16 protein-coding genes and 1 tRNA gene are annotated in these 21,187 nt (G+C 73.7%); 10 read left to right on the top strand and 7 right to left on the bottom strand.

Annotated features, from left to right (window positions below; all coding sequences use genetic code 11):
* Positions 1-53: 53 nt before the first annotated feature.
* Complete coding sequence (locus JT721_RS14990; protein WP_205474060.1) at positions 54-6,236, top strand: Ig-like domain-containing protein; 6,183 nt, start codon at positions 54-56, stop codon at positions 6,234-6,236.
* 71 nt (positions 6,237-6,307) lie between these two features.
* Here JT721_RS14990 and JT721_RS14985 read toward each other — a convergent pair whose 3' ends face one another.
* Entirely contained in the window at positions 6,308-6,802 is a 495-nt protein-coding gene (locus JT721_RS14985) for a GNAT family N-acetyltransferase (protein WP_205474059.1), read from the bottom strand.
* 63 nt (positions 6,803-6,865) lie between these two features.
* Between JT721_RS14985 and JT721_RS14980 the strand changes: the two genes are divergently transcribed.
* Complete coding sequence (locus tag JT721_RS14980) at positions 6,866-7,273, top strand: hypothetical protein (RefSeq protein ID WP_205474058.1); 408 nt, start codon at positions 6,866-6,868, stop codon at positions 7,271-7,273.
* 2 nt (positions 7,274-7,275) lie between these two features.
* Here JT721_RS14980 and JT721_RS14975 read toward each other — a convergent pair.
* Positions 7,276-7,348: transfer RNA gene (locus JT721_RS14975), tRNA-Arg, on the bottom strand.
* 118 nt (positions 7,349-7,466) lie between these two features.
* On the opposite strand from JT721_RS14975, the gene JT721_RS14970 reads away from it, so the two are divergent.
* Positions 7,467-8,030 (top strand): TetR/AcrR family transcriptional regulator, encoded by a 564-nt coding sequence (locus tag JT721_RS14970; protein WP_205474057.1) that lies wholly within the window; start codon positions 7,467-7,469, stop codon positions 8,028-8,030.
* Positions 8,027-9,520 carry an MFS transporter gene (locus JT721_RS14965; protein WP_307828075.1) on the top strand — a complete coding sequence of 498 codons (1,494 nt, stop codon included), beginning with the start codon at positions 8,027-8,029 and terminating at the stop codon, positions 9,518-9,520. Before JT721_RS14970 ends, JT721_RS14965 begins: the two co-directional genes overlap by 4 nt.
* A gap of 73 nt (positions 9,521-9,593) precedes the next feature.
* Here JT721_RS14965 and JT721_RS14960 read toward each other — a convergent pair whose 3' ends face one another.
* Positions 9,594-10,493, bottom strand: coding sequence for an LLM class flavin-dependent oxidoreductase (locus JT721_RS14960; RefSeq protein WP_205474056.1), 900 nt, complete (start codon positions 10,491-10,493; stop codon positions 9,594-9,596).
* Positions 10,490-12,271: an FAD-binding oxidoreductase gene (locus tag JT721_RS14955; RefSeq protein WP_205474055.1), complete on the bottom strand. Its 1,782-nt coding sequence runs from the start codon at positions 12,269-12,271 to the stop codon at positions 10,490-10,492. Before JT721_RS14955 ends, JT721_RS14960 begins: the two co-directional genes overlap by 4 nt.
* Before the next feature lie 161 nt (positions 12,272-12,432).
* Here JT721_RS14955 and JT721_RS21010 point away from each other — a divergent pair, with 161 nt between their 5' ends.
* The 5 genes from JT721_RS21010 to JT721_RS14930 all read left to right on the top strand — a co-directional run bounded on the left by JT721_RS21010 (position 12,433) and on the right by JT721_RS14930 (position 16,023).
* Positions 12,433-12,942, top strand: coding sequence for a MarR family winged helix-turn-helix transcriptional regulator (locus JT721_RS21010; protein ID WP_205474054.1), 510 nt, complete (start codon positions 12,433-12,435; stop codon positions 12,940-12,942).
* Positions 12,943-13,007: 65 nt separating this feature from the next.
* The gene (locus tag JT721_RS14945; RefSeq protein ID WP_205474053.1) at positions 13,008-13,514 is read left to right on the top strand and encodes a SigE family RNA polymerase sigma factor; all 507 of its coding nucleotides are present in this window, start codon (positions 13,008-13,010) and stop codon (positions 13,512-13,514) included.
* Positions 13,511-14,407, top strand: coding sequence for a PASTA domain-containing protein (locus JT721_RS21780; protein WP_205474052.1), 897 nt, complete (start codon positions 13,511-13,513; stop codon positions 14,405-14,407). The genes JT721_RS14945 and JT721_RS21780 overlap by 4 nt, the downstream gene beginning before the upstream one ends.
* A gap of 173 nt (positions 14,408-14,580) precedes the next feature.
* Positions 14,581-15,846: an LCP family protein gene (locus JT721_RS14935; RefSeq protein WP_307828074.1), complete on the top strand. Its 1,266-nt coding sequence runs from the start codon at positions 14,581-14,583 to the stop codon at positions 15,844-15,846.
* A gap of 9 nt (positions 15,847-15,855) precedes the next feature.
* Positions 15,856-16,023: a hypothetical protein gene (locus JT721_RS14930; RefSeq protein ID WP_205474050.1), complete on the top strand. Its 168-nt coding sequence runs from the start codon at positions 15,856-15,858 to the stop codon at positions 16,021-16,023.
* A gap of 619 nt (positions 16,024-16,642) precedes the next feature.
* Here the strand turns inward: JT721_RS14930 and JT721_RS14925 are convergent.
* The 3 genes from JT721_RS14925 to JT721_RS14915 all read right to left on the bottom strand — a co-directional run bounded on the left by JT721_RS14925 (position 16,643) and on the right by JT721_RS14915 (position 18,143).
* Positions 16,643-17,029, bottom strand: coding sequence for an MscL family protein (locus tag JT721_RS14925; RefSeq protein ID WP_205474049.1), 387 nt, complete (start codon positions 17,027-17,029; stop codon positions 16,643-16,645).
* 47 nt (positions 17,030-17,076) lie between these two features.
* A complete protein-coding gene (locus JT721_RS14920) occupies positions 17,077-17,736 on the bottom strand; it encodes an SAF domain-containing protein (RefSeq protein WP_205474048.1) in 660 nt (219 codons plus the stop codon).
* Between the two features lie 65 nt (positions 17,737-17,801).
* A complete protein-coding gene (locus JT721_RS14915; RefSeq protein WP_205474047.1) occupies positions 17,802-18,143 on the bottom strand; it encodes an FmdB family zinc ribbon protein in 342 nt (113 codons plus the stop codon).
* Positions 18,144-18,228: 85 nt separating this feature from the next.
* Between JT721_RS14915 and JT721_RS14910 the strand changes: the two genes are divergently transcribed.
* Complete coding sequence (locus tag JT721_RS14910; RefSeq protein WP_205474046.1) at positions 18,229-20,823, top strand: penicillin acylase family protein; 2,595 nt, start codon at positions 18,229-18,231, stop codon at positions 20,821-20,823.
* The last annotated feature ends 364 nt before the right edge of the window (positions 20,824-21,187 follow it).

Below are 21,187 nucleotides of genomic sequence, written 5' to 3'. Positions count from 1 at the left end.
CGAGGCGAGATCTCGTGCGGTCGCGGCTCCACCCGTCTGGTCTAGGAGGATCAGTGGCTGTCGAGTTCCGAAGTGGTCTGGTCGAGCGCGTTCGACGGGCGGTCGAGCCCGTGCGGCGGGTGCTCGCCGGCGTGCTGTTCGTGGCGCTGGGCGCCGGCGGGCTCGCGGTCGTCGTGGCCGCCACCGCCGCGCCGGCCCAGGCGGCCCCGCCGCGGGTCTGCGGCACCGCGCTGAGCACGCTGACCAACAAGGTCGTGCTGCTCGGGCTGCCGGCCAGCGGGGGCACCGGTGCCGACTCCTACTCCGGCGGCTACCTGGCCCCGGCCCGGGCCTCGGAGTGGACCGACTACTCGCTGGAGGGCACGGCCACCACGTCCAACACCCTCGCGGTGTCGTTCCGGCAGAGCGGCAACAACGGCCCCTCGCTCCAGTTCGCAGCCGGCCAGAACACCCTCGGCCCGCTCCGGCTCAACAACGGCGGCTGGGCGGCCGACGGCAACCTGCAGCTGCCCGCCGGCACGCTGAGCGCGGGGAAGCCCTTCCGCTTCAAGATCGCCGTGACCGGGCAGCAGGTCACCGTCTCGATCGACGACGTGCAGGTGGCGCAGTACTCGCGGCCGTGGATCCCGGCGTCCGGCACCGTCGGCATCCGGGTCTCCGGCGCCGAGACCGGCACGCTCGACGACCTGGTCGTGCGCCGCCTCGACACCGGCAAGTACCTCTACGCCGACGACTTCGACGACCGGGCCGTCGGCACCGCCGGGGCCACGGCCGCCGGTTACGCCGGGCTGGAGACCGTCGAGGTCTGCAGCGTGCCCGACTCGCCGGCGGACGCCTACTGGATCTGGAGCTCCGACGCGACGTCGGTCAACAACTGGGCGGCGTTCCGCAAGACCTTCACCGTCGACGACGTCGACGCGCTGCCCGAGCGGGTGAACGCCCGGATCGCCGCGGAGACGAAGTACTGGCTCTACGTCAACGACGAGCTCGTGGTCTTCGAGGGCAGCGTGAAGCGCGGCCCCAACCGCAACGACACCTACGTCGACAACGTCGACCTGCGTCCGCACCTCCAGGAGGGCGAGAACACCGTCGCGATCCTGGCGGTCTCCTACGGCCGCGGCGGCTACGCCGGCCCCTACTCCGGCCGGGCCGGACTCTTCTTCGAGGCCGCCGACGTCGACCTGCGCTCCAACGACACTTGGAAGGCGCTCAAGGTCGCGGCCTACGGCTCCATGGGGGTCGACACCAACTACCGGCTCGCCGAGCCCAACGTGCGCTACGACGCCCGCGAGGAGGTCGCCGACTGGGCGGACTGGAAGCAGGGCGACTACGACGACTCCGAGTGGCCCGCGGCGGTCACCGCCGGCAACGAGGGCAGCTCGCCGTGGAACCTCCTGGTCGACCGGCCGATCCCGCTGCTGAAGTACGACGAGCAGCCCACCACGTGGGCTGTCACCGACCCCGCGGTGAAGACCACGACGGCGGGCGGCGTCACGACGTACGAGGTGCGGCTGCCGGTCAACCAACAGCTCACGCCGTATGTGAAGCTCGGCGCCGCCACCGAGGCCGGCCGGACCGTCGGCCTCAAGACCGACCACGCGACCGTGCGCGGCTCCGGCATCGAGCAGGCGGTGCAGGCGGAGTACGTCACCAAGGCCGGCGCCCAGGAGTACGAGTCGCTGGTCTGGATGAACGGCGACAAGCTGTTCATCACGTCCCAGGCGGGCGCGCAGGTCGAGGAGATCGGCTACCGGTTCTCCGGCTACGCCTCGGAGTTCGACGGGTCCTTCACCTCCGACGACCCGTACCTGAACAAGCTCTGGACGATGGCGCGCGACACCCTCTACGTCACGATGCGCGACTCCTACATGGACTGCCCCGACCGGGAGCGGTCGCAGTGGTGGGGCGACGCCACCAACGAGCTCGAGGAGGCGTTCTACGCCCTCGACCCCGCGGCCGCCGACCTGGCCCGCAAGGGCATCACCAACCTGATGGGGTTCCGCAACGGTGACCTGATCCCGACCCAGGCGCCGGCGGCCAGCTTCTCGGAGCTGCCCGCCCAGTCGCTGGCCGCGGTGATGAGCTTCTGGATGTTCTACGAGTACTCCGGCGACCAGACCGCCCTCGAGGAGACCTACCAGCCGTCGCTCGCCTACCTGCGCACCTACAACATGGCCGCCGACGGGTTGCTGCAGCACGACCACGGCGGCACCTGGCACTGGCACGACTGGGGCTACAACGAGGACGGCCGCCTCATCGACACGCTCTGGTACTACATCGCGCTGCAGTCGACGTTGAAGTCGGGCGCGACCCTCGGCGTGCCGGCCGACGACCCCGGCACCACCTGGATGCAGGAGCGCGTCGACTCGATCGCCGACAACATCGACAAGCTGTGGGTCGAGGGCAAGGGCTACTACGAGTCCACCGGCGACGGCCGCGCCGACGACCGCGCCAACGCGCTGGCGGTCTACGCCGGCCTGGCCGACCCGTCGCAGTACGAGCAGATCCGCGACGTGCTGGTCAACGTCAAGAAGTCCAGCCCCTACATGGACAAGTACGCCCTCGAGGCGCTCTACCTGATGGGCTACCCCGACGACGCGATCGCGCGGATGAAGGACCGCTACGCGCCGATGGTCAACGATCCCGACCACTCCACGCTGTGGGAGTTCTTCGCCGGCCCCGAGCAGGACGCCGCCGGCACCTTCAACCACGCCTGGACCGGCGGGCCGCTGACCATGATGAGCCGCTACGCCGCCGGCATCCAGCCCGTGACGCCCGGCTTCGAGGAGTTCGCCGTCCGGCCCCAGCTCGGGTCGCTCAAGAGCGTCCAGGCCGGCGTCCACAGCGTCAACGGCAAGATCGCCGTGCAGATCGACGCCGCCGACCCGCGGCTCTTCGAGCTCGGCGTCACCGTGCCGGAGGGCGCCGTGGGCCGGATCCACCTGCCCAGCACGGTGCTCGGCGACATCGAGGAGTCCGGCTCGCCGCTCGACGAGTCGACCCCCGGCGTCCTCGACCTCTCCGTCGACGAGGCCACCGGCCAGACCGTGGTGCGGGTCGAGGCCGGCGACTACGACTTCGCCGTCGCGGCGCCCCCGGCGACGGTCACGCTGCCCCGGGTGGGCACCGTCAGCCCGGGCGCCGACGCCGCGGGCGTCGTGAAGGTGCAGAACACCGGCACCGTGTCGCTCGACGAGGTCTCGGCCGTCGTCGACGTCCCCGGCCTCACCGAGCCGGTCACCCTCACCGGTGGTCCGGTCGCGGTGGGCGAGACCGCCGACCTGCCGTTCACGATCGCGGTGCCGCAGGGCATGCGCAGCGGCTCGTCGTTCGACGCCCAGGCCGAGGTGACCGTCACCTACGGCGACCAGCAGCGCAGCTTCACGGTGCCGGTCGACAGCTACCTGCGGGTCGCGGCCGACGTCACCGTCGAGTCCGTGGTGGTCGGCGAGCGGACCGGGACCTATCCCAGCACCGGGCGGTGGACCGCCACCGCCACGGTGCGCAACGACAGCGCCACCGCGGTGGCCGGACGGGTCGTCGCGCGCTCGGTGGACGACGTCCTCGAGGCCGGCGCCCCGTCGGCGCTCGTGACCGTGCCCGCCGGCGGCTCGCTGCAGGTGCCGGTCACCGTGCACGGCGGCGGTGAGCACTGGCTGCCGATCATGCAGTCGGTGAGCGTCGACTTCGTCGACCGCGGCTCGGTGCTGGCGACCGGCACGAGCACCACCCGGATCAAGTGGTACGGCCCGAAGGGCCAGGGGTGGAGCACCACCGGGGCCGGGGCGATCGCCGGTGCCACCGACTTCGTCGACCTCGGCGACGGCGGCACCGGCTCGACCGGCAACAGCCCCGCCAACGTGCGGCCCGGCCCGACCGAGCTCGCGCACAACCTGCGCTGGAACTACCAGCCCAGCATCCCGGTGGGCGGCACCAACACCGAGGGCGGCCTGACCCGTCGGTTCACCTGGGCCCGCGACGGCAGCTGGTACAGCGTCGACGTCAGCGTGCCGACCGGCGAGCCGTTCGTGCTGAGCATGCGCGAGACGGCCGACACCTCGGTGGCGAGCACCGTCGCCGTCGTGCAGACCCGGCCGAAGGTCTACCGGGTGCTGGTCGACGACGTGCTCGTGCAGCAGGTGCGCTACCTGATGCCCAACGAGGGCGTCGTCGGCAACACCCTCGCCAACTACCAGGTGCTGGTCGACGACCCGGCCGCCCTCGACGCCGACGGCGACGGGAAGGTCACGGTCAAGTACCTCTACAACGGGCCCAGCGACGGCTTCTACGACCCGTCGCTCACCGACGTGTGGGTCTCGCCCGCGCCGACGCCCGCCGCCGACGTCAGCGCCCCGACGGTGTCAGCCGCGCCGGCCGACTCGACGGCGTACGGCAACAACGGCTGGATCACCGAGCCGACCACCGTGGTGGTCGACGCGGTCGACGACGTCGACCCCGAGCCCGCGGTGCGGGTCGCGGTCGGCGACGCGGCGCTCGCCCCCTACACCGACCCGGTGCCGGTGACGACCGACGGCACCCACGTGGTGCGCTACACCGCCACCGACGCTGCGGACAACGCCGCTGCCGAGCAGGCGCTGACCGTCAGGGTCGACACGACCAAGCCGGTGCCGGCGTTCGGCGAGTGGCCGACCGGCGTGATCCGCGAGGGCGAGGTGCCCGACGAGCCGGCGTGCCTCGGCACCGACGCGACCTCGGGCGTGGCGTCGTGCGTGCAGACGGGCTACGGCCGCACGGTCGGCCCGCACACGATCACCCAGACCGTGGTCGACAAGGCCGGCAACCGGGCGCGGGCGACGTTCAGCTACGTCGTGGTGGCCGTCGACAAGTCCGAGCTGGAGCTGGCGCTGCTGGAGCTCGCGGTTCTCGACGCCGACGACTGGACCACCTCGTCGTGGGCCGCGCTGCGGTCGGTCGTCGACGGCGAGTCGGGTGCGCAGGCCGTGCTCGACGGCACCGAGTTCTCCCAGGCCCAGGTCGACGCCGCCGTCGCGGCGGTCGAGGCGGCCGTGGGCGGGCTGGTGCCGCGGGGCGACGCCACCGCGCTGACGACGCTGGTCGATGCGGCCCGGGGTCTCGCCGACAAGCTCGACGGCTTCACCGAGGCGTCCGCGAACGCCCTGCGGGCGGCGCTGGCCGACGCCGAGGAGGTGCACGAGGCCCGGGCCGACAAGACCCAGGCCCAGCTCGACGCCGCCACCGAGGCGCTGCAGACCGCGCTGAACGGGTTGACGGTGCAGCCGCCGACGACCGACAAGGCCGTGCTGCAGCACGTGCACGACGAGGCGAAGGTGCTGTCGAACGACGACGGCGCGTTCACCGCGGCGTCGTGGGCGACCCTGCAGGCCGAGCTGACCGACGCCGCGGCGGTGCTCGCCGACGCCGACGCCACCCAGGCGGAGGTCGACCAGGCCGTCGTCGAGCTGACCTCGGCGGTGTCCGGTCTCGAGCCGGCGCCCGCCCCCGTGAGCAAGGCCGTCCTCGAGGCCGTGCTGGCCCAGGCGACGGGGCTGACGGAGGCGTCGTACACGAAGGACTCGTGGGCCGCGCTGCAGGTCGAGGTCGCCGACGCGACCGAGGTGCTCGGCCAGGCCTCGGCCACCCAGGCCGAGGTCGACGCGGCCACGGTCGAGCTCAGCGCGGCAGTCGCGGGTCTGGTGCCGGCGAAGCCCGACGTCCCCGCGGCCCAGGTGGTCGCGAAGGTGAAGCTCAACCAGGCCCAGCTGCGGCTGGTGCGCGGCAAGAAGCTCCAGCTCGAGGAGGGGGTCTACCTCACCGACGGGCGGGCGTCGTACGCCGGCACGGTCGTGTGGCGCTCCTCGAACCCGAAGGTCGCCACGGTCTCGGCCGCCGGCGTCGTGAAGGCCAGGAAGAACGGCCGGACGACGATCTCCGCCACCACGGTGGGGGCGAGCGCCTCGGGCGCGAAGCTCTCGACCAGCATCAAGGTGACGGTCGTCAAGAAGAAGCCGAAGGCCAAGGTCCGCAAGGTCTCCGCCGTCGTGCCGAGCACGATGAAGGTGGGCCAGGCGGTCTTCGTCACCGGTCGCTACCTCCCGGCGAAGGCGACCGGCCTGAAGGTGACCTACCGGTCGTCGGCGCCCGGCGTGGCCTCCGTCGACGTCGCTGGACGGATCCTGGCAAACGCCAAGGGCGTCGTGACCATCACGGTCCGCGCGGGCGGCAAAACGCAGGCCTACCGGGTCACCGTCCAGTAGTCCCGAGACGCACGCACCCCCGGGCCCGCGCTCGCGGGACCGGGGGTGCGTCGTCGTCCGGCCTACCTCGGTTACGACGGCGACCAGCGCAACGTCTCGGCCCGGACCGCGGAGCCGTCGCGCAGCGGCTGCCACTCGCCGGTCGCGGCGAAGCCGAGCTGCGCGTACAACCGCCGCGCGGCGTCGTTGCCCTCGGTGACGTGGAGGACGACGGCGCGCCCGATCGTCCCGGCCTCGATGAGCAGCCGCTCCAGCACCTGCCTCGCCAGGCCGCGCCCGCGCCACTCCGGCTCGGTCCACATGCCCCAGACCATCGCGTCGGGGGAGTCGGCGGCCAGGAACAGGCCGCCCATCGCGACCGGCTGCTGCCCGCTGAGCGCCAGCACGACCGGGCCAGCGCCGCCAGCGCGCCGCCGCCACTCCGCCTCGGGGTGGCCCTGCGCGTCGGCCAGCCTCGCCCCGAACTCCTCCGGCGATTCGGCCAGCGCCCGCAACCGGATGGTGCGCAGCACCTCCCAGTCGTCCGCGGTGATCACGCGCAGCTGGGTGTCGGGACCGTCGAGCATGGCGGGACTGTAACGACGGACGGCCCCTGGCGGGAGCCGCGCCGGCGCCCTACGGTGACGCTCGTGCAGGACCTGCTCTTCGTGCTGGGGCTGGGACTCTTCGTCCTCGGCCTGTTGACCGGCCTCGTCGTGCCGCGGATGCGCAACCCGCGGATGGCGGTGGCGAGCCACATGCAGGGCATGACCAACGGCCCGTTCCTCGTGGTCGTGGGGCTGCTCTGGCCCCACGTCGAGCTGCCGCACGCCTGGGAGGTCGTGGTCGTCGTGCTGCTGGCCTACGGCGCGTACGCCAACTGGCTCGCCACCCAGCTCGCGGCGTTGTGGGGGAGCGGGCACAAGCACGCCCCGCTGGCGACCGGCGACCACCGCGCCTCGCCCGCACGCGAGCGGGCGGTCGAGCTGCTGCTGGTGACGCTCGCCCCAGCCATGCTCGTCGGCACCGTGGTGCTGGCCGTCGGCGTGCTGCGCTGAGGTGCCCCAGGCAGGAGTCGAACCTGCGACCTTTCGCTTAGGAGGCGGCTGCTCTATCCGCTGAGCTACTGGGGCCCGCGTCGAGGACGCGAGCACCGATCCTAGTGCGGGTGGTGGTCCGGACCGGCGGCACCTCGAGTTGAGACATCGCCGTCTCATATGAGACAGTAGTGTCTCATTCAGGAGGTAGTTCGTGGTCCACACCCGCGAGTCGCTGCTCGCCGCCGCCCAGCGGCAGCTGAACGCCGACCCGCTGTCGTCGATGGCCGTCGTGGCCGCGGCCGCGGGGGCAGGCCGGGCGACCCTGCACCGCCACTTCGCCAGCCGCGAGGCGCTGCTGCTCGAGATCGGCGAGCGCTCGCTGGGCCGCTGGGAGCAGCGGCTCGACGAGCACGCGGTCGAGGAGGTCGCCGCCTCCGGCGACCCCGGGCGGATCCGCGAGTGCATCCGCGGGCTGGTCCGGTCGTTCGTCGACGACTCGGACGACTTCGGGTTCGCGCTGACCGACCACTTCATCGTCACCGACCCGGTGCTGGTGGCACGTGGCGACACCCTCGTCGAGCGCGAGGTGACGCTCTGGGAGGCGGCGCAGGCGGCCGGCGTGCTGCGACCCGACCTGGCGCCGCGCTGGATCAGCCACGCCATGTACGGCCTGCTGGTCTCGGCCCGCGAGGCGCTGCGGGCGGGCGACGTCGCGCGCCGCGACGTCGGCGACCTGGTGGTCTCGACCCTGCTCGTCGGGGCGGGTGCCCGGTGACCGCCGCCGTCGAGCCGGTCGGCACCGAGCCGGCCGTGCCGGTGCGCAACCGGTGGGCCGGGCTGGCCGTGCTGACCGCGAGCCTGCTCGTGGTCGTCATGGACATGACGATCCTCAACGTCGCGCTGCCCGAGCTCTCGGTCGAGCTCGGCGCCGGTGCCCTGGCGCAGCTGTGGGTGGTCGACGCCTACGCGCTGGTGCTGGCCGGGCTGCTGATCCCGATGAGCGCCGTGGCCGACCGGTGGGGACGACGCCGGATGCTGCTGTCGGGCTTCGCGATCTTCGCCGTCGCCTCGACGCTGGCGCTGGTCGTCACCAGCCCGGGTCAGCTCGTCGCGCTGCGGGCCGCGCTCGGCGTCGGCGGCGCGATGGTGATGCCGGCAACGCTGTCACTGATCCGCACGCTCTTCCCCGACCCGACCGAGCGCGCCTACGCCCTCGGGCTCTGGGCCGCGACCGCCTCGGTGGGCGCCGCCCTCGGACCGGTGATCGGCGGGGCGCTCCTCCAGGCGTTCAGCTGGCACGCGGCGTTCCTCGTCAACGTGCCGGTGATGGTGGTCGCGATCGTGGGCGGCGCCAGGCTGCTGCCCGAGAGCCGCTCCGCGCGGCCCGGCGTGCTCGACCCGCTCGGCGTCACGCTCTCGGTGGTCGGCATGGTGGCCACGGTCTACGCCGTCAAGCACCTCGCCCGCTCGGGTGTCGACGTCGAGGGCGTGGTCGCGCTCGTCGTGGGGGCGGCCGCGCTGACGGCGTTCGTGCGGCGCTGCCTCGCGCAGCCGCGGCCGATGGTCGCGCTGCGGCTCTTCGCCAACCCCGTCTTCCGCTCCGGGGTGTTCTGCGCCCTGGCGGCGAGCACCGCGATGATGGCGCTGCTCTTCACCGGCTCGCAGTGGCTCCAGCTGGTGCAGGGCTGGTCGCCGCTGGTGGCGGGGGTCGCGCTGGTGCCGCTCGCCGTCGGCGGGCTGGTCGGCTCGCCGTTCGCACCGGCCCTGGCCGCCCGGGTCGGGGCTCGACCGGTCGTCGTGGGCGGCCTGGTCATGCTCGGCCTCGGCTCGGCCGCGATCGCGCTGCTGCCCCGGCCGATGCCCTACGTCGGCCTGGCGCTCGCTTTCGGCGTGGTCGGTCTCGGCACCGCCGCGCTCGGGGTGGGCTCGGCGCTGATCATGGGCAGCGCCCCGGTCGACGACGCCGGCTCGGCCGGCGCGATCGAGGAGATCTCCTACGAGCTCGGCGGCGTGCTGGGCGTCGCGGTGCTCGGCAGCCTGGTCGGCGCGACCTACCGCCACGGGCTGCCGGCCGACGCCTCGCCCGCGGCCGTCGACTCGGTGGCCGGCTCGGTCGGCACGCCGTGGTCGGCGGTGGCCGAGGCGGCGTTCACCGATGCCTTCGCCGTGGTCGGCGCGGTCGCGGCGGTCGTGATGCTGGCTACCGCCTGGGCGGTGTGGCGGATGCTGCCCCGCGAGCTCGACCTGGCCGAGCTCCAGCACTGACCAGCACTGACCAGCATTGACCAGCACTGACCAGCACTGACCAGCACTGGTCGTGGCCTGGTCCTGGGCCGGGTCACGCCCGCGCCGCGGCCACCTGCTCGCGCACCGCGGGAGCGACCTCGGCGGCGAACCGCTCCGCGGTGCGGGCGTCGTCGCCGCCGATGATGAAGGCGCTCAGCCCGTGGTCGAGCGCCAGCCCGGTCAGCTGGTCCACCCACGCCTCGGGCGGCCCGTCGAGCAGGCCGCGCGAGGTGGGGGAGAAGTCGGCCTGCATGAAGTTCATCAGCCGGCGTACGTCGGTGGGCCGGCGGCCGGCGGCCGAGGCGGCGTCGTCGATGCGGGCGTTGAGCTCGGGCAGCGAGTCGGCGCCGCGCGGCAGGTACCCCATCGAGGGCAGCCAGCCGTCGGCGTACGCGCCGGTGAGCTCGAGCATCCGTGGCTTGTAGGCGCCCACCCAGATCGCGACGTCGTGGGCGGTGGTCGGCCCGCGCTTGGCGCCGTCGACGGGGTGGTGGTCGCCGCGCAGGTGCACCCCGCCCCTGGTGTCGGTGTCCCACAGCGCGCGGATCACCTCGATGCCCTCGCGCAGGGCGTCGACGCCCTGGCGCGGGGTCAGCCGCGGGCCGCCCATCGCCGCGACGCCGTCCCAGAACGCTCCGGCGCCGAGGCCGAGCTCGAAGCGACCGCCGCTGAGCTGGTCGAGCGAGGCCGCGGCCCGGGCGAGCACGGCCGGCGGGCGCAGCGGCAGGTTCAGCACGTTGCCGCTCACGTGCACCCGCTCGGTGCGCGCCGCGACCCACGACAGCAGCGTCCAGGTGTCGAGGAACGCCGGCTGGTAGGGGTGGTCCTGGAACGTGACCAGGTCGAGCCCGGCCCGGTCGGCGGTGACCGCGAGGTCGACCGCCGCCTGCGGGGGATGGGCGGTGGGGGTGACGAAGGTGCCGAAGAGCAGGTCGTGCCCGTAGTCGGTCATGATGCGTGCTTCTCCTGTCCTGCCTCGAGGTCCGGGCGGACGCCGAGGACGTTGAAGTTGTCGTGGAACCGGTTGGTCGGGTCGACGCACCGCTTCACCTCGCGCAGGCGGGCGAGCGTCGCGGGCGGGAAGGCCAGCTCCACCACCTCGGGCCCGGTGCCGGTCTCGAAGCTGAGGTAGAGCCCGGTCAGGTGGCGGCGCACCGGCGCCCACGCGGCGTCGAGCGGCCCGGCCGCGGCGCCCATGGCGGTGACCTGGAAGGCCGCGTCGCGGTGGGCGAACGCCGTCGCGCCGGGCGCGACGTCGGCGATCGCGCCGCCCATCGTGCGCAGCTGGAAGAAGTGCACGTCGCCGCCGGCCAGCATCCGGGTCACGTCGGCCGCGACCTCGGCGTTGATGCTCCTGAGGAAGCCCGAGCGGGCCGCGGGCTCGCCGAACCCGCGGTGCCCGTCGGGTCCCACGTCGGCGGCGCTCCCCATCACGTCGCGGTACGCCGCCAGCACGACCTGCTGGTCGACCAGCACGCCCAGCTCGGCGAACGGCGTCAGCCGCTCGACCACCACGTCCGGGTCGTCGGAGTCGACCAGGCCGTAGAGATGGAGGAAGGAGTGGTCGCCGTGGGGCCGCCCCGCGACGAGGAAGATCGTGGTGTCGCGAGGGGCCGACGTCGCGAGCTCACCGAAGCGCAGCAGCGCGTCGGCCAGGTCGGTGACGGCGACCCGGAGCTGGGCCCAGCCCACCGTGCCGACCTCGTCGACCTCCAGGTCGAACGACGTCACGACCCCCACGTTGGCCCCCGCGCCCCGGACCGCCCAGAACAGCTCGGGCTCCTTGTTCGCCGAGGCGTGCACGACCGACCCGTCGGCCAGCACCACCTCGGCCGCGCGCACGTGGTCGATCGTGAGGCCGTGTTCGCGCGAGAGCAGGCCGATCCCGCCGGCCGTGGCGAGCCCGCCCACCCCCACGCCGCCGTAGTCGCCCGAGCCCAGGGCCCAGCCGTGGGGGTGGAGCGCCGCGGCGACCTGCTTCCAGGTCGCGCCGGGGCCGACGCGCACCAGCCGGCGTGCGGGGTCGACCACCTCGACCGAGCGCAGCGCCCCCACGTCGACCACGATGCCGCCGCGGTTGGTCGACCGGCCGCTCACCCCGTGGCCACCGCTGCGCACGCCGAGCGGCACCGTCGGGTGCCGACCGGCGAAGCGCACCGCGTCAGCGACCTCGGCCACCGTGGTGGGGCGCAGCACCAGGCCGGGCGCACCCCCGCGCAGGTACGTCGACGACACCGCGGCGTACGCCGGGTCGCCGGGCTCGACGGCCCGGGCGGCGAGCGAGGGCGGCAGGTCGTCGTAGGCGATGCCGGGCCGGCGGCGGGCGCGGGCGGCGGCCGACCGGTTGCTGCGCCCGGCCGGCAGCGCCGACCGCAGAGCGGCGACCGCCCCGACCTCCTGCGGGGTCGACACCGCCACGACCACGGCGCGCCCGTCGTCGACGGCTGCCACCCGGTCGACGCCGCTGCCGGCGGGCAGCACCACCCACGCGTCCGCCCCGGAGACGACCCGGGGCCCGGCGAGGGCGTCGAGCGCGGCCAGCGCCTTGGCTCTCATCTCGTCGCTCACCAGGCCGTCGGCGAGCGGGTCGTGAGCCAGGCCGACCTGGAGCCGGACGGTGCGGGCGGCCACCCACGACGCGACCGTCCAGGGGTCGAGCCCTGGCTCCCCCGGTGGTGCCGCGAGCAGCACGAGGAGGTCGAGGCCGGCGCTCTCGGCCTGCTCGGCCAAGGCGGCGACGGTGGCTGCGGTGGGTGGGTGCGACCAGGTCGTGGCCAGGTCGAGGGCGTGCCGATCTCGGGCATGGGGGTCCTTCTCATTGATCTGAAAGTCAGACGATATCGGTACAAGATTGTTGAGGACCGCGCGTATTCCCGCGCTACGCTCGCAGGGTGACCGCAGCACCGACGCGCCGACCCGACCGACCCGACCGACCCGCCGGCCACGCCGCCCGCGAGGGCGAGGACCTCGCCCGGGCGCTCGCCGTGCTGCTGCGCGCCCACCGGTCCGCGGTCGCGCCGACGGTCGCCGACGTGCCGGGCGGGTCGCGCGGCTACCAGGTCCTGGTCGAGGTCGTCGAGGGCGGCCAGCCCAGCCAGCTCGCCCTGGCCCAGCACCTCGGGATCGACCGCACCGCGATGACCTACCTCGTCGACGAGCTGGTCGAGGCCGGCCTCGTCGAGCGCCGGCCCAACCCGGCCGACCGGCGCCAGCGGCTCGTCGTCGCCACGTCGCTCGGACGCCGTCGCCTGGCCGCCGCGTGCGGCCGGGTGGCCGAGGCCGAGGAGGCGCTGCTCGGCGGGCTCGACGCCGGTGAGCGTGCCGAGCTCCGACGCCTGTTGGCCCGAGCCGCCTGCCACGCGGTGTCCGTCGACCCCGCTGCCGAGCTCCAGCAGGACTGAGCCCGGCCCGATGGAACCTCGTCGAGCCGCCACCTCGTCGTCCTCCTGACAGACCGGAAGGACGCATGGACCGCGACGAGGACTTCTCGGCGTACGCCGAGGCGCGCTGGAGCGCACTCGTGCGGTCGGCGGTCTTCCTCGGGTGCTCGGTGGAGGAGGCTCAGGACCTCGTGCAGACCGCACTGCTCAAGTGCTACGTCGGCTGGTCGCGCGTCGCGCGCGCCGACGACCGTGACGCCTACGTCTTCAGGGTGCTGGTCAACGCCCTGCGCGACAGCCGGCGCCGCCGCTGGTGGGGCGAGCGGGCCACCGACGAGGTGCCCGAGCGCGGCGTCCCGGACGCCACCGGCGACGTCGACCGCGCCGACGCCGTTCACCGCGCCCTGGCCGGGCTCAGCCCGGTCAACCGCGACGTGGTGGTGCTGCGCTACTTCGCCCACCTCTCCGAGGCGCAGACCGCGGCGGCACTGGGCATCGCCCGCGGCACGGTGAAGAGCCGGCTCTCCCGCGCGCTGGCCCAGCTCTCCCTCGACGACCACCTGCTCGACCTGCGGGGAGGCGCGTCGTCGTGACCGGGCCCGAGCAGCGGCTCGAGGAGCTGTGGGGCTCGCTGCCGGTCGGCGAGCCTCCGCTCGACGCGCTCCTCGACCGGGGGCGGCGGGCCCGACGCCGCCGCCAACGGGTCGCCGTCCTGGCCTCGGCGGCAGTCGTGGCCGTGGTCGCCGTCCTCGGCTCCGGCTCCTACGTGGCGCTCGACCGGCTGCGCACCCCCGACGGGCCCGCGCAGACCACCGTCACCGATCTCGACGCCCGGATCAGCCGGCCGCCGCTGGTGGCGCCGCCCGGCACCCGGCTGGTGGGGCTCGGTCGGGCGGCGGTGGCGGTGCCGGCGGAGTGGGGCACCAACGACGTCGCCTGCCCGGAGCCGATCGCCGACACCGTCCTGGTCGGCAGCAACCTCGGCGACGCCGACTACTGCGCGGTGGCCGCGGATCCCGACGCCACGGCAGCCGCGTCGTGGCTGGAGATCTGGGACACCCGCCGCGAGACGCCGTCACACCTCTTGGAGCCCTACGGCACCGTCGACGGGCTCGAGGTGTTGGCGATTGAGCCGTCGTGCCACGGCCGCGGGGCAGAGCGGTGCACCGCCACGCTCGCGGTCCCGTCACAGCACGCGGCGTTCGTGGTGAGCGTCGTGGGCGACGACGCGCAGGCGCGGGTCGACGAGGTGGTCGGCTCGCTCCAGGTCGTGCCGGCCGGCTACGACGCCCTGCCCCTCACGCTGCCCTCGACCCCGAGCGCCGCGCGCGAGGAGCTGCGCGGGCTCGGCTTCGCCACCCGGGTGGTGGAGGTCGACACCCCGGCCGCCGAGCCCGGCCGCGTCGTCGAGACGGTGCCGCCCGGCGGCACCCCGGTGCCCCTCGGCAGCCAGGTCACCCTCCGCGTCGCGGCGCCCGCGCGCTGACCCGTCGTACCCCCGCCGCCACCGAGGAGGCCACCCGTGTTGCCCCGCTTCGTTAGTCTTGCCCCGCGATCTCGGCGCAGGGGGTTTGGCCTACTCACCGGTCACGGTGACAATGGCATCTCCGCGAAGACCCAGGGCGTCGACGCATGCCCGCTACCCGAGACCGTGCGCAGGTGACCGTGAGCAGGATCGACAACCTCGACGAGGTGCCCGGCCAGCCCTACGGCCGCGGCGGCAAGCGCAAGGGCAACGCCCGGCGCCGCCACACCGTCGCCAAGGTGCTCGGCTCGACGATGCTCGTGCTGGCGATGGTGACCGCGCTCGGCGTGACGTTCCTCTACCGCCACCTCAACGGCAACCTCAACGTCGTCGACGTGACCTCCCAGCTCGGCGACGACCGCCCGGAGGAGGTCGACGTCAAGGGGCCGACCCAGCCGATCAACATCCTGGTGATGGGCTCCGACGCCCGCGACGGCGCCGGCAACAACATCGACGGCCTGACAGGTGACGGCCAGCGCTCCGACACCACGATCCTGTTCCACCTCTCGGCCGACCGGAAGAGCGCCTACGGCGTCTCGATCCCGCGCGACTCGCTCGTCGACCGGCCGGAGTGCTTCGACGACGACATGAACAGCATCCCCGGCGGCTCCGGCGCGATGTGGAACGAGGCGTTCTCGGTCGGCGGCGCCGCCTGCACGATCAAGCAGTTCGAGGCGCTCACCGACATCCGGATCAACAACTACGTCGTGGTCGACTTCCGCGGCTTCCGCGACATGGTCGACGCGATCGACGGCGTCGAGGTCTGCATCCCTCAGGACATCAACGACGAGGCCCACGGCATCGTGCTCAAGGCCGGCACCCGCGAGCTGGGCGGTGAGGAGGCCCTCAGCTACGTCCGGGTCCGCCACGTCGAGGGCACCGACGGCAGCGACCTCGGCCGGATCCAGCGCCAGCAGGCGTTCATCGCCGCGATGGCCGCCAAGGTGATCTCCGGCGACACCCTCGCCCGCGTCGACCGGCTGATCGGCTTCCTCAACGCCGCCACCAAGTCGCTGACCACCGACATCGAGAACATCGGTCGGATGGCCCGCATCGGCGCCGACTTCAACGGCGTCGGGCTCAAGCGGATCCAGTTCATCACCGTGCCGTGGCAGTACTCCCCGGCCGACCCCAACCGCGTCGAGTGGCTCCCCGAGGCCGAGCAGCTGTGGGAGAAGATCCGCAACGACTCGCCGCTCGGCAGCTTCCGCAAGGGCGCGATCACCGCCGGCGAGGTCCCCGGCAAGGGCAACCGACCCGGCAACGGGAACGGCGGCGGCGCCGCCAGCGACGGCCCGAGCGCCTCGGCGACCGCGCCCGGCGACCAGGAGACCCAGTCGGCGGCCGAGGAGGCCGAGGAGCGTCGCGAGCAGCGCGAGGCCGCCGGCCTCTGCGCCTGAGGTGACCCGGTGACCGACTCGCGCGACGAGCCCGACTGGAAGCGCCGGCGCCGGCTGGCCGAGGTGTTCGGCGACGTCCTGCCCGAGACCACCAGCGACGAGCGCGACCCGGAGTCGCCCGGTGGCGACCCCGGCGAGGAGTGGCTCAAGGCCCAGGTGCCGCCTCACCACGGCTAGGGCGGCCCCGCTGGTCGAGCAGCGAGCGCCAGCGAGCGTCATCGAGACCCGGTGAGACGGGAGCCCTCCGGTGAGCAAGGGAGGGTGTTCGGGTGCGGGGTCTCGACGGGCGCTCCTCGCTGGGGCTCGTCGCTGCTCGACCACCGGTGGGTGGCGGTGGTCGAGGTGCGAAGGCCGCTCGGCCTGAGCCTCGAGACCCCGTACGACGAAAGCCCTCCCGTCCCTATCGGAGCGCGTTCGGGTGCGCGGGTTTCGAGGCTCGCTTCGCTCGCACCTCAACCAGCGCGGGGTGGCGGTGGTCGAGGTGCGAAGGCCGCTCGGCCTGAGCCTCGAGACCCGGTGAGGCGAGAGCCCTCCCGTCCCCACCGGAGGGCGTTCGGGTGCGCAGGTTTCGAGGCTCGCTTCGCTCGCACCTCAACCAGCGCCGGGAGGGCGTTCGGCCGGCGGGGGTTTCGAGACAGTCGCTAGCGCGACTTCCTCAACCACCGGTGGTCGAGCAGCGAGCGCCAGCGAGCGTCGTCGAGACCCGTGAGACGACAGCCCTCCGGTGAGAACGGGAGGGCGTCGGCCCGCGGGGTTCCGAGGCTCGGGTCGCTCGCACCTCAACCAGCGCGGAGGGTCAGGGCTGCGGGGGCGTCGCGCTGCCGCCGCGCTGGGCGGCGAGCAGGTCGCGGATCTCCTGGAGGAGCTTGACGTCCTCGGGGGTGCCCGGCTCGGGGCTGGGGAAGTAGCGCTCCTTGGCCTTCGTGTACGGCGCCACGATGAAGAAGTAGACGACCGCGGCCAGGATCAGGAACGCGATCAGCGCCGTCAGCCAGGCGCCCACCGAGACGCCGCCCGGGTCGTAGTTCGAGAAGTCGGGGCTGCCGCCGGCCTTGCCGACGAGGTCCATGATCAGGTCGACGGTCGCCGTCACGACTGTGGCGAACGCGCCGCCCATGATGAAGGCGACGGCGAGCTCGACGAGGTTGCCGCGCAGGATGAAGTTCTTGAAGCCACTGAGCATGAGGACTCCCTGAGATCGTGGTCGGCGGAGGTGTCGGACCTGGCACGCTAGCGCGACCACGCGAAGCTCAGGAAGTGCCGCAGCGAGGCGTCGGCGACGGCCGTGACGTCCCCGATCCGCAGGCCGACCACCACCAGCCTGCCCGGCAGTCCGTCGCCGGAGTCGGCGGCGGCCGGCGCCGGGAGGGCGAGCACGACGGCGCCGGAGGCGACCACGGCGGGAGCCGCGCCCTGGGGGTCGGCGGCCACCAGGTCGATCTCGTCGCCCACGCGCAGCAGCCCGGCCATCGCGCCGTCGGGGAGCCGCACCGGCGTGGTCACCAGGTCGGGACGGCCCTCGGCCAGGCCCGGACCGACGAGCCGGGTGGTGGTGACCGGCTCGCCGCGCGCCATCGGCCCGGCCAGCACCCGCCCCACCGGCGAGGAGACGACGCCGTCCGGCGGTGCGTGCTCCGGCAGCCGCACCGTCGCCAGGTCCGCGTCCGTCAGGGTCGCGCCGGCCGGCAGCGCCCGTGCGGCCACGACCACCTCGGTGGTGGCCGGCGGTGCCGGCGCGACCGAGCGTACGGCGGCCAGGGCGGCGACCCCGACGAGCACGGCCGCCAGCAGCCGGCGCCGGCGCAGCACCGCGCGACGGGCCCGGCGCAGCGCCGCGGCCAACCTGGCCCGGGGCGGGCGGGGAGGCGGGACGTCGTCGGTCGAGGACATGCCCCGACGCTAGGACGACTGCGCAGGACGGCGGGCCCGTCGTCCACAGGCCCTCGAGGGGCGGTTCAGCTGGAGGTGGCCGCGGGGGTGCTCGACGTGCTGGACGAACCCGAGGAGGCCGAGGTGCCCGACGTGCTGGACTTGCTGTCCGACGAGCTGCCCGAGGAGCCCGAGCCGGAGGAGTCGCCCGACGTGGCGGAGGAGGTCTTCGTCGACGAGTCGGGGCCCGAGCCGCGGCTGTCGGTGCGGTAGAAGCCCGAGCCCTTGAAGACGACGCCGACGGCGTTGAAGAGCTTGCGGAGCCGGCCCGAGCACTCCGGGCACTCGGTGAGCGCGTCGTCGGAGAAGCTCTGGACCTGCTCGAAGGCGTGGCCGCACTCGGTGCAGCGGTACTGGTACGTGGGCACGGGTCCTCCGGTGGTGCGAGGCGATCGGGTTGGCACTCTGGGCCGTCGAGTGCCAATCGTACGACACGGCACAATGACGTCCACCATGACCGACCAGCTCGTCGCCGACCCGCCCCACACACCCCGGCGAGGAGGATTCGGCAGCTGGCCGACCCCGGTGCGGGTCGCCCTGGTCGGCGGCCTGGCCCTGGTGGTGCTGGTCGCGGCGGTGGTCGTCACCGGCGTCGTGCTGGTGCGCCGCCCGTTCCCGCAGTACGACGGCAGCACGCCACTGCCCGGCCTCGAGGGCCGGGTCGAGGTGGTGCGCGACGAGCACGGCATCCCGCAGCTCTACGCCGACAGCCTCGACGACCTGATGCGCGGGCAGGGCTACGTCCACGCCCAGGAGCGCTTCTTCGAGATGGACGTGCGGCGGCACGCGACCGCCGGCCGGCTCGCCGAGCTGTTCGGCGAGAGCGGGCTCGACAGCGACAAGGTGGTGCGCACCATGGGCTGGCGCCGGGTGGCCGAGCGCGAGCTGGCCCTGGTGCGGCCCGCCACCCGGACCGCGCTGCAGGCCTACGCCGACGGTGTCAACGCCTTCCTGGACGCGCACGAGCCGTCGGAGATCGCGGTGGAGTACACGGTGCTGGCGGTGGGTGGGCTCGACTACGCCCCCGAGGACTGGACCCCCGTCGACTCGCTGGCCTGGCTCAAGGCGATGGCCTGGGACCTGCGCGGCAACATGCAGGACGAGATCGAGCGGACCCTGACCGTGGCGGCCGTGGGCGCCGAGCGCGCCGCCGAGCTCTGGCCGCCGTACCCCTTCGCCGAGCACCGGCCGATCGTCGCCGGCGGCACGGTGGCGGAGGGTGCCTTCGCGCCCGCGACCGCCACCGCCACCGAGGTGCCGGGTGGCGAGGAGGGCGCCAAGGCCCTCGCGCTGACCGCGCGCGCCCTCGACGACCTCCCGGCCTGGCTCGGCCGCGGCGACGGCGTCGGCTCCAACAGCTGGGTGGTCGACGGCGACCACACCACCACCGGCGAGCCGCTGCTGGCCAACGACCCCCACCTCGGCGTCGGGATGCCCGGGGTGTGGATGCAGATGGGGCTGCACTGCCGGACGGTCGGCGACGACTGCCCGCTCGACGTCGCCGGCTTCACCTTCTCCGGCGTGCCCGGCGTGATCATCGGCCACAACGCCGACATCGCCTGGGGCTTCACCAACCTTTCGCCCGACGTCACCGACCTCTACGTCGAGCGGGTGCGCGACGACCAGTGGTGGCGGGCGGGGGAGTGGCGGCCGCTGCGCTCCCGGCGCGAGACCATCGAGGTCGACGGCGGCGACGACGTGACGATCACGGTGCGCTCGACCCGCCACGGCCCGCTGCTCTCCGACGCCGCCGACGACCTGCGCGACGTCGCCGACGTGGCGGAGGGCGCCGACCCAGACCACGAGTACGCCGTCGCCCTGGCCTGGACGGCGCTCGAGCCCGGCACCACTGCCGACGCGATCCTCGACCTCAACCAGGCCGCCGACTGGGACGACTTCCGTGCCGCCGCGGCGTCGTTCGACGTGCCGGCCCAGAACCTCGTCTACGCCGACCGCGCCGGCCACATCGGCTACCAGGCCCCCGGTCGGGTGCCGGTGCGCCGCCCCGGCCACGACGGCAACCTGCCCGCGGCCGGCTGGCAGAAGCGCAACGACTGGACCGGCCGGCACGTGCCGTTCGCGGAGCTGCCGTGGGTGCTCGACCCCGAGGAGGGCTTCGTCGTCACGGCCAACCAGGCCGTGATCGGGCCCGACTACCCCCACCACCTCACCGACGACTGGGACCGCGGCTACCGCTCCCAGCGCATCCGCGACCTGCTCGACTCCTCCGGCCGGATCTCGCCGGAGCGGATGCTCGAGGTGCAGCTCGACTCGCGCAACCCGATGGCGCCCGTGCTCACGCCGTACGTGCTCGACCTGCGGGTGGTGCGCGGCTACTACCGCGCCGGCCAGGACGTGCTGCGGCGGTGGAGCTTCGACCAGGCCGCCGACAGCGCCGGGGCGGCGTTCTTCAACGTGCTCTGGAGCAACGTGCTCGCGCTGACCTTCCACGACGAGCTCCCCGAGGAGCTGTGGCCCGACGGCGGGGAACGCTGGTTCGCGGCCGTGACCGACCTGCTGCGCGACCCGCGCAACGCCTGGTGGGACGACGCCACCACCGACGACGTCGTCGAGGACCGCGACGTGATCCTGCACCGGGCGATGATCGACGCCCGCGACGAGCTGACCCGGCGTCAGGCGCTCGACCCGCAGGACTGGGCCTGGGGTGGCCTGCACCGCCTCGACCTCCACTCCCCGACGCTGGGGGAGTCGGGCATCGGCCCGGTCGAGTGGCTGGTCAACCGCGACGGCCGCAAGGCCGGCGGCTCCACCTCCGCCGTCGACGCGACCGCCTGGGACGCCGCCGAGGGCTACGAGGTCACCTCGGCGCCGTCGATGCGGATGGTGGTCGACCTCGCCGAACTCGACGCCTCCCGCTGGATCAACCTCACCGGTGTCTCCGGCCACCCGTTCCACGAGCACTACGACGACCAGACCGACCTGTGGCTCGAGGGCCGCACCCTGCGGTGGCCGTTCTCGCGGGAGGCCGTGGAGGAGACCGCCGAGGACACCCTGGTCCTCGAGCCCGCCCCCGATCCCGTGGGCTGACCGCTCACCGCTGGTCGAGCAGCGAGCGCCAGCGAGCGTCGTCGAGACCCCGTGAGCCCACCGCCCTCCCTCGAGCACCGCGAGCGACCCAGTTGTCGCCGAGCCGTCGTTATTTAACGCCGGGTCGGCGAGATCCGGTGACAACAAGCGCCGGCTCGGCGCACTCGAGCCCGGGGCCGCGGGGCCGGGAGAGCGTTCGGGTGCGGGGGTTTCGAGACCGTTGCTAGCGCAACTTCCTCAACCAGCGGAGGGCGACCACCGCTGGTTGAGGAACGACGAAGTCGTGTCTCGAAACCTGGTGAGACGAAAGCCCTCCCGTCCCCACCGGACGGCGTGCGGCCGGCGGGGGTCTCGACGGGCGCTC

The organism is Nocardioides sp. SYSU D00038 (assembly GCF_016924665.1).
Lineage (GTDB): Bacteria > Actinomycetota > Actinomycetes > Propionibacteriales > Nocardioidaceae > Nocardioides.
Note: the sequence above shows the minus strand (reverse complement) of the source record. Positions and strands in the feature narration are given on the sequence as shown.

Excerpts from the sequence above, each read along its gene's own strand:
- JT721_RS14985 (WP_205474059.1), bottom strand. The coding sequence starts at position 6,802 with ATGCTCGACGGTCCCGACACCCAGCTGCGCGTGATCACCGCGGACGAC.
- JT721_RS14960 (WP_205474056.1), bottom strand. The coding sequence starts at position 10,493 with ATGACCGACTACGGGCACGACCTGCTCTTCGGCACCTTCGTCACCCCC.
- JT721_RS14945 (WP_205474053.1), top strand. The coding sequence starts at position 13,008 with ATGGACCGCGACGAGGACTTCTCGGCGTACGCCGAGGCGCGCTGGAGC.
- JT721_RS14925 (WP_205474049.1), bottom strand. The coding sequence starts at position 17,029 with ATGCTCAGTGGCTTCAAGAACTTCATCCTGCGCGGCAACCTCGTCGAG.
- JT721_RS14920 (WP_205474048.1), bottom strand. The coding sequence starts at position 17,736 with ATGTCCTCGACCGACGACGTCCCGCCTCCCCGCCCGCCCCGGGCCAGG.
- JT721_RS14910 (WP_205474046.1), top strand. The coding sequence starts at position 18,229 with ATGACCGACCAGCTCGTCGCCGACCCGCCCCACACACCCCGGCGAGGA.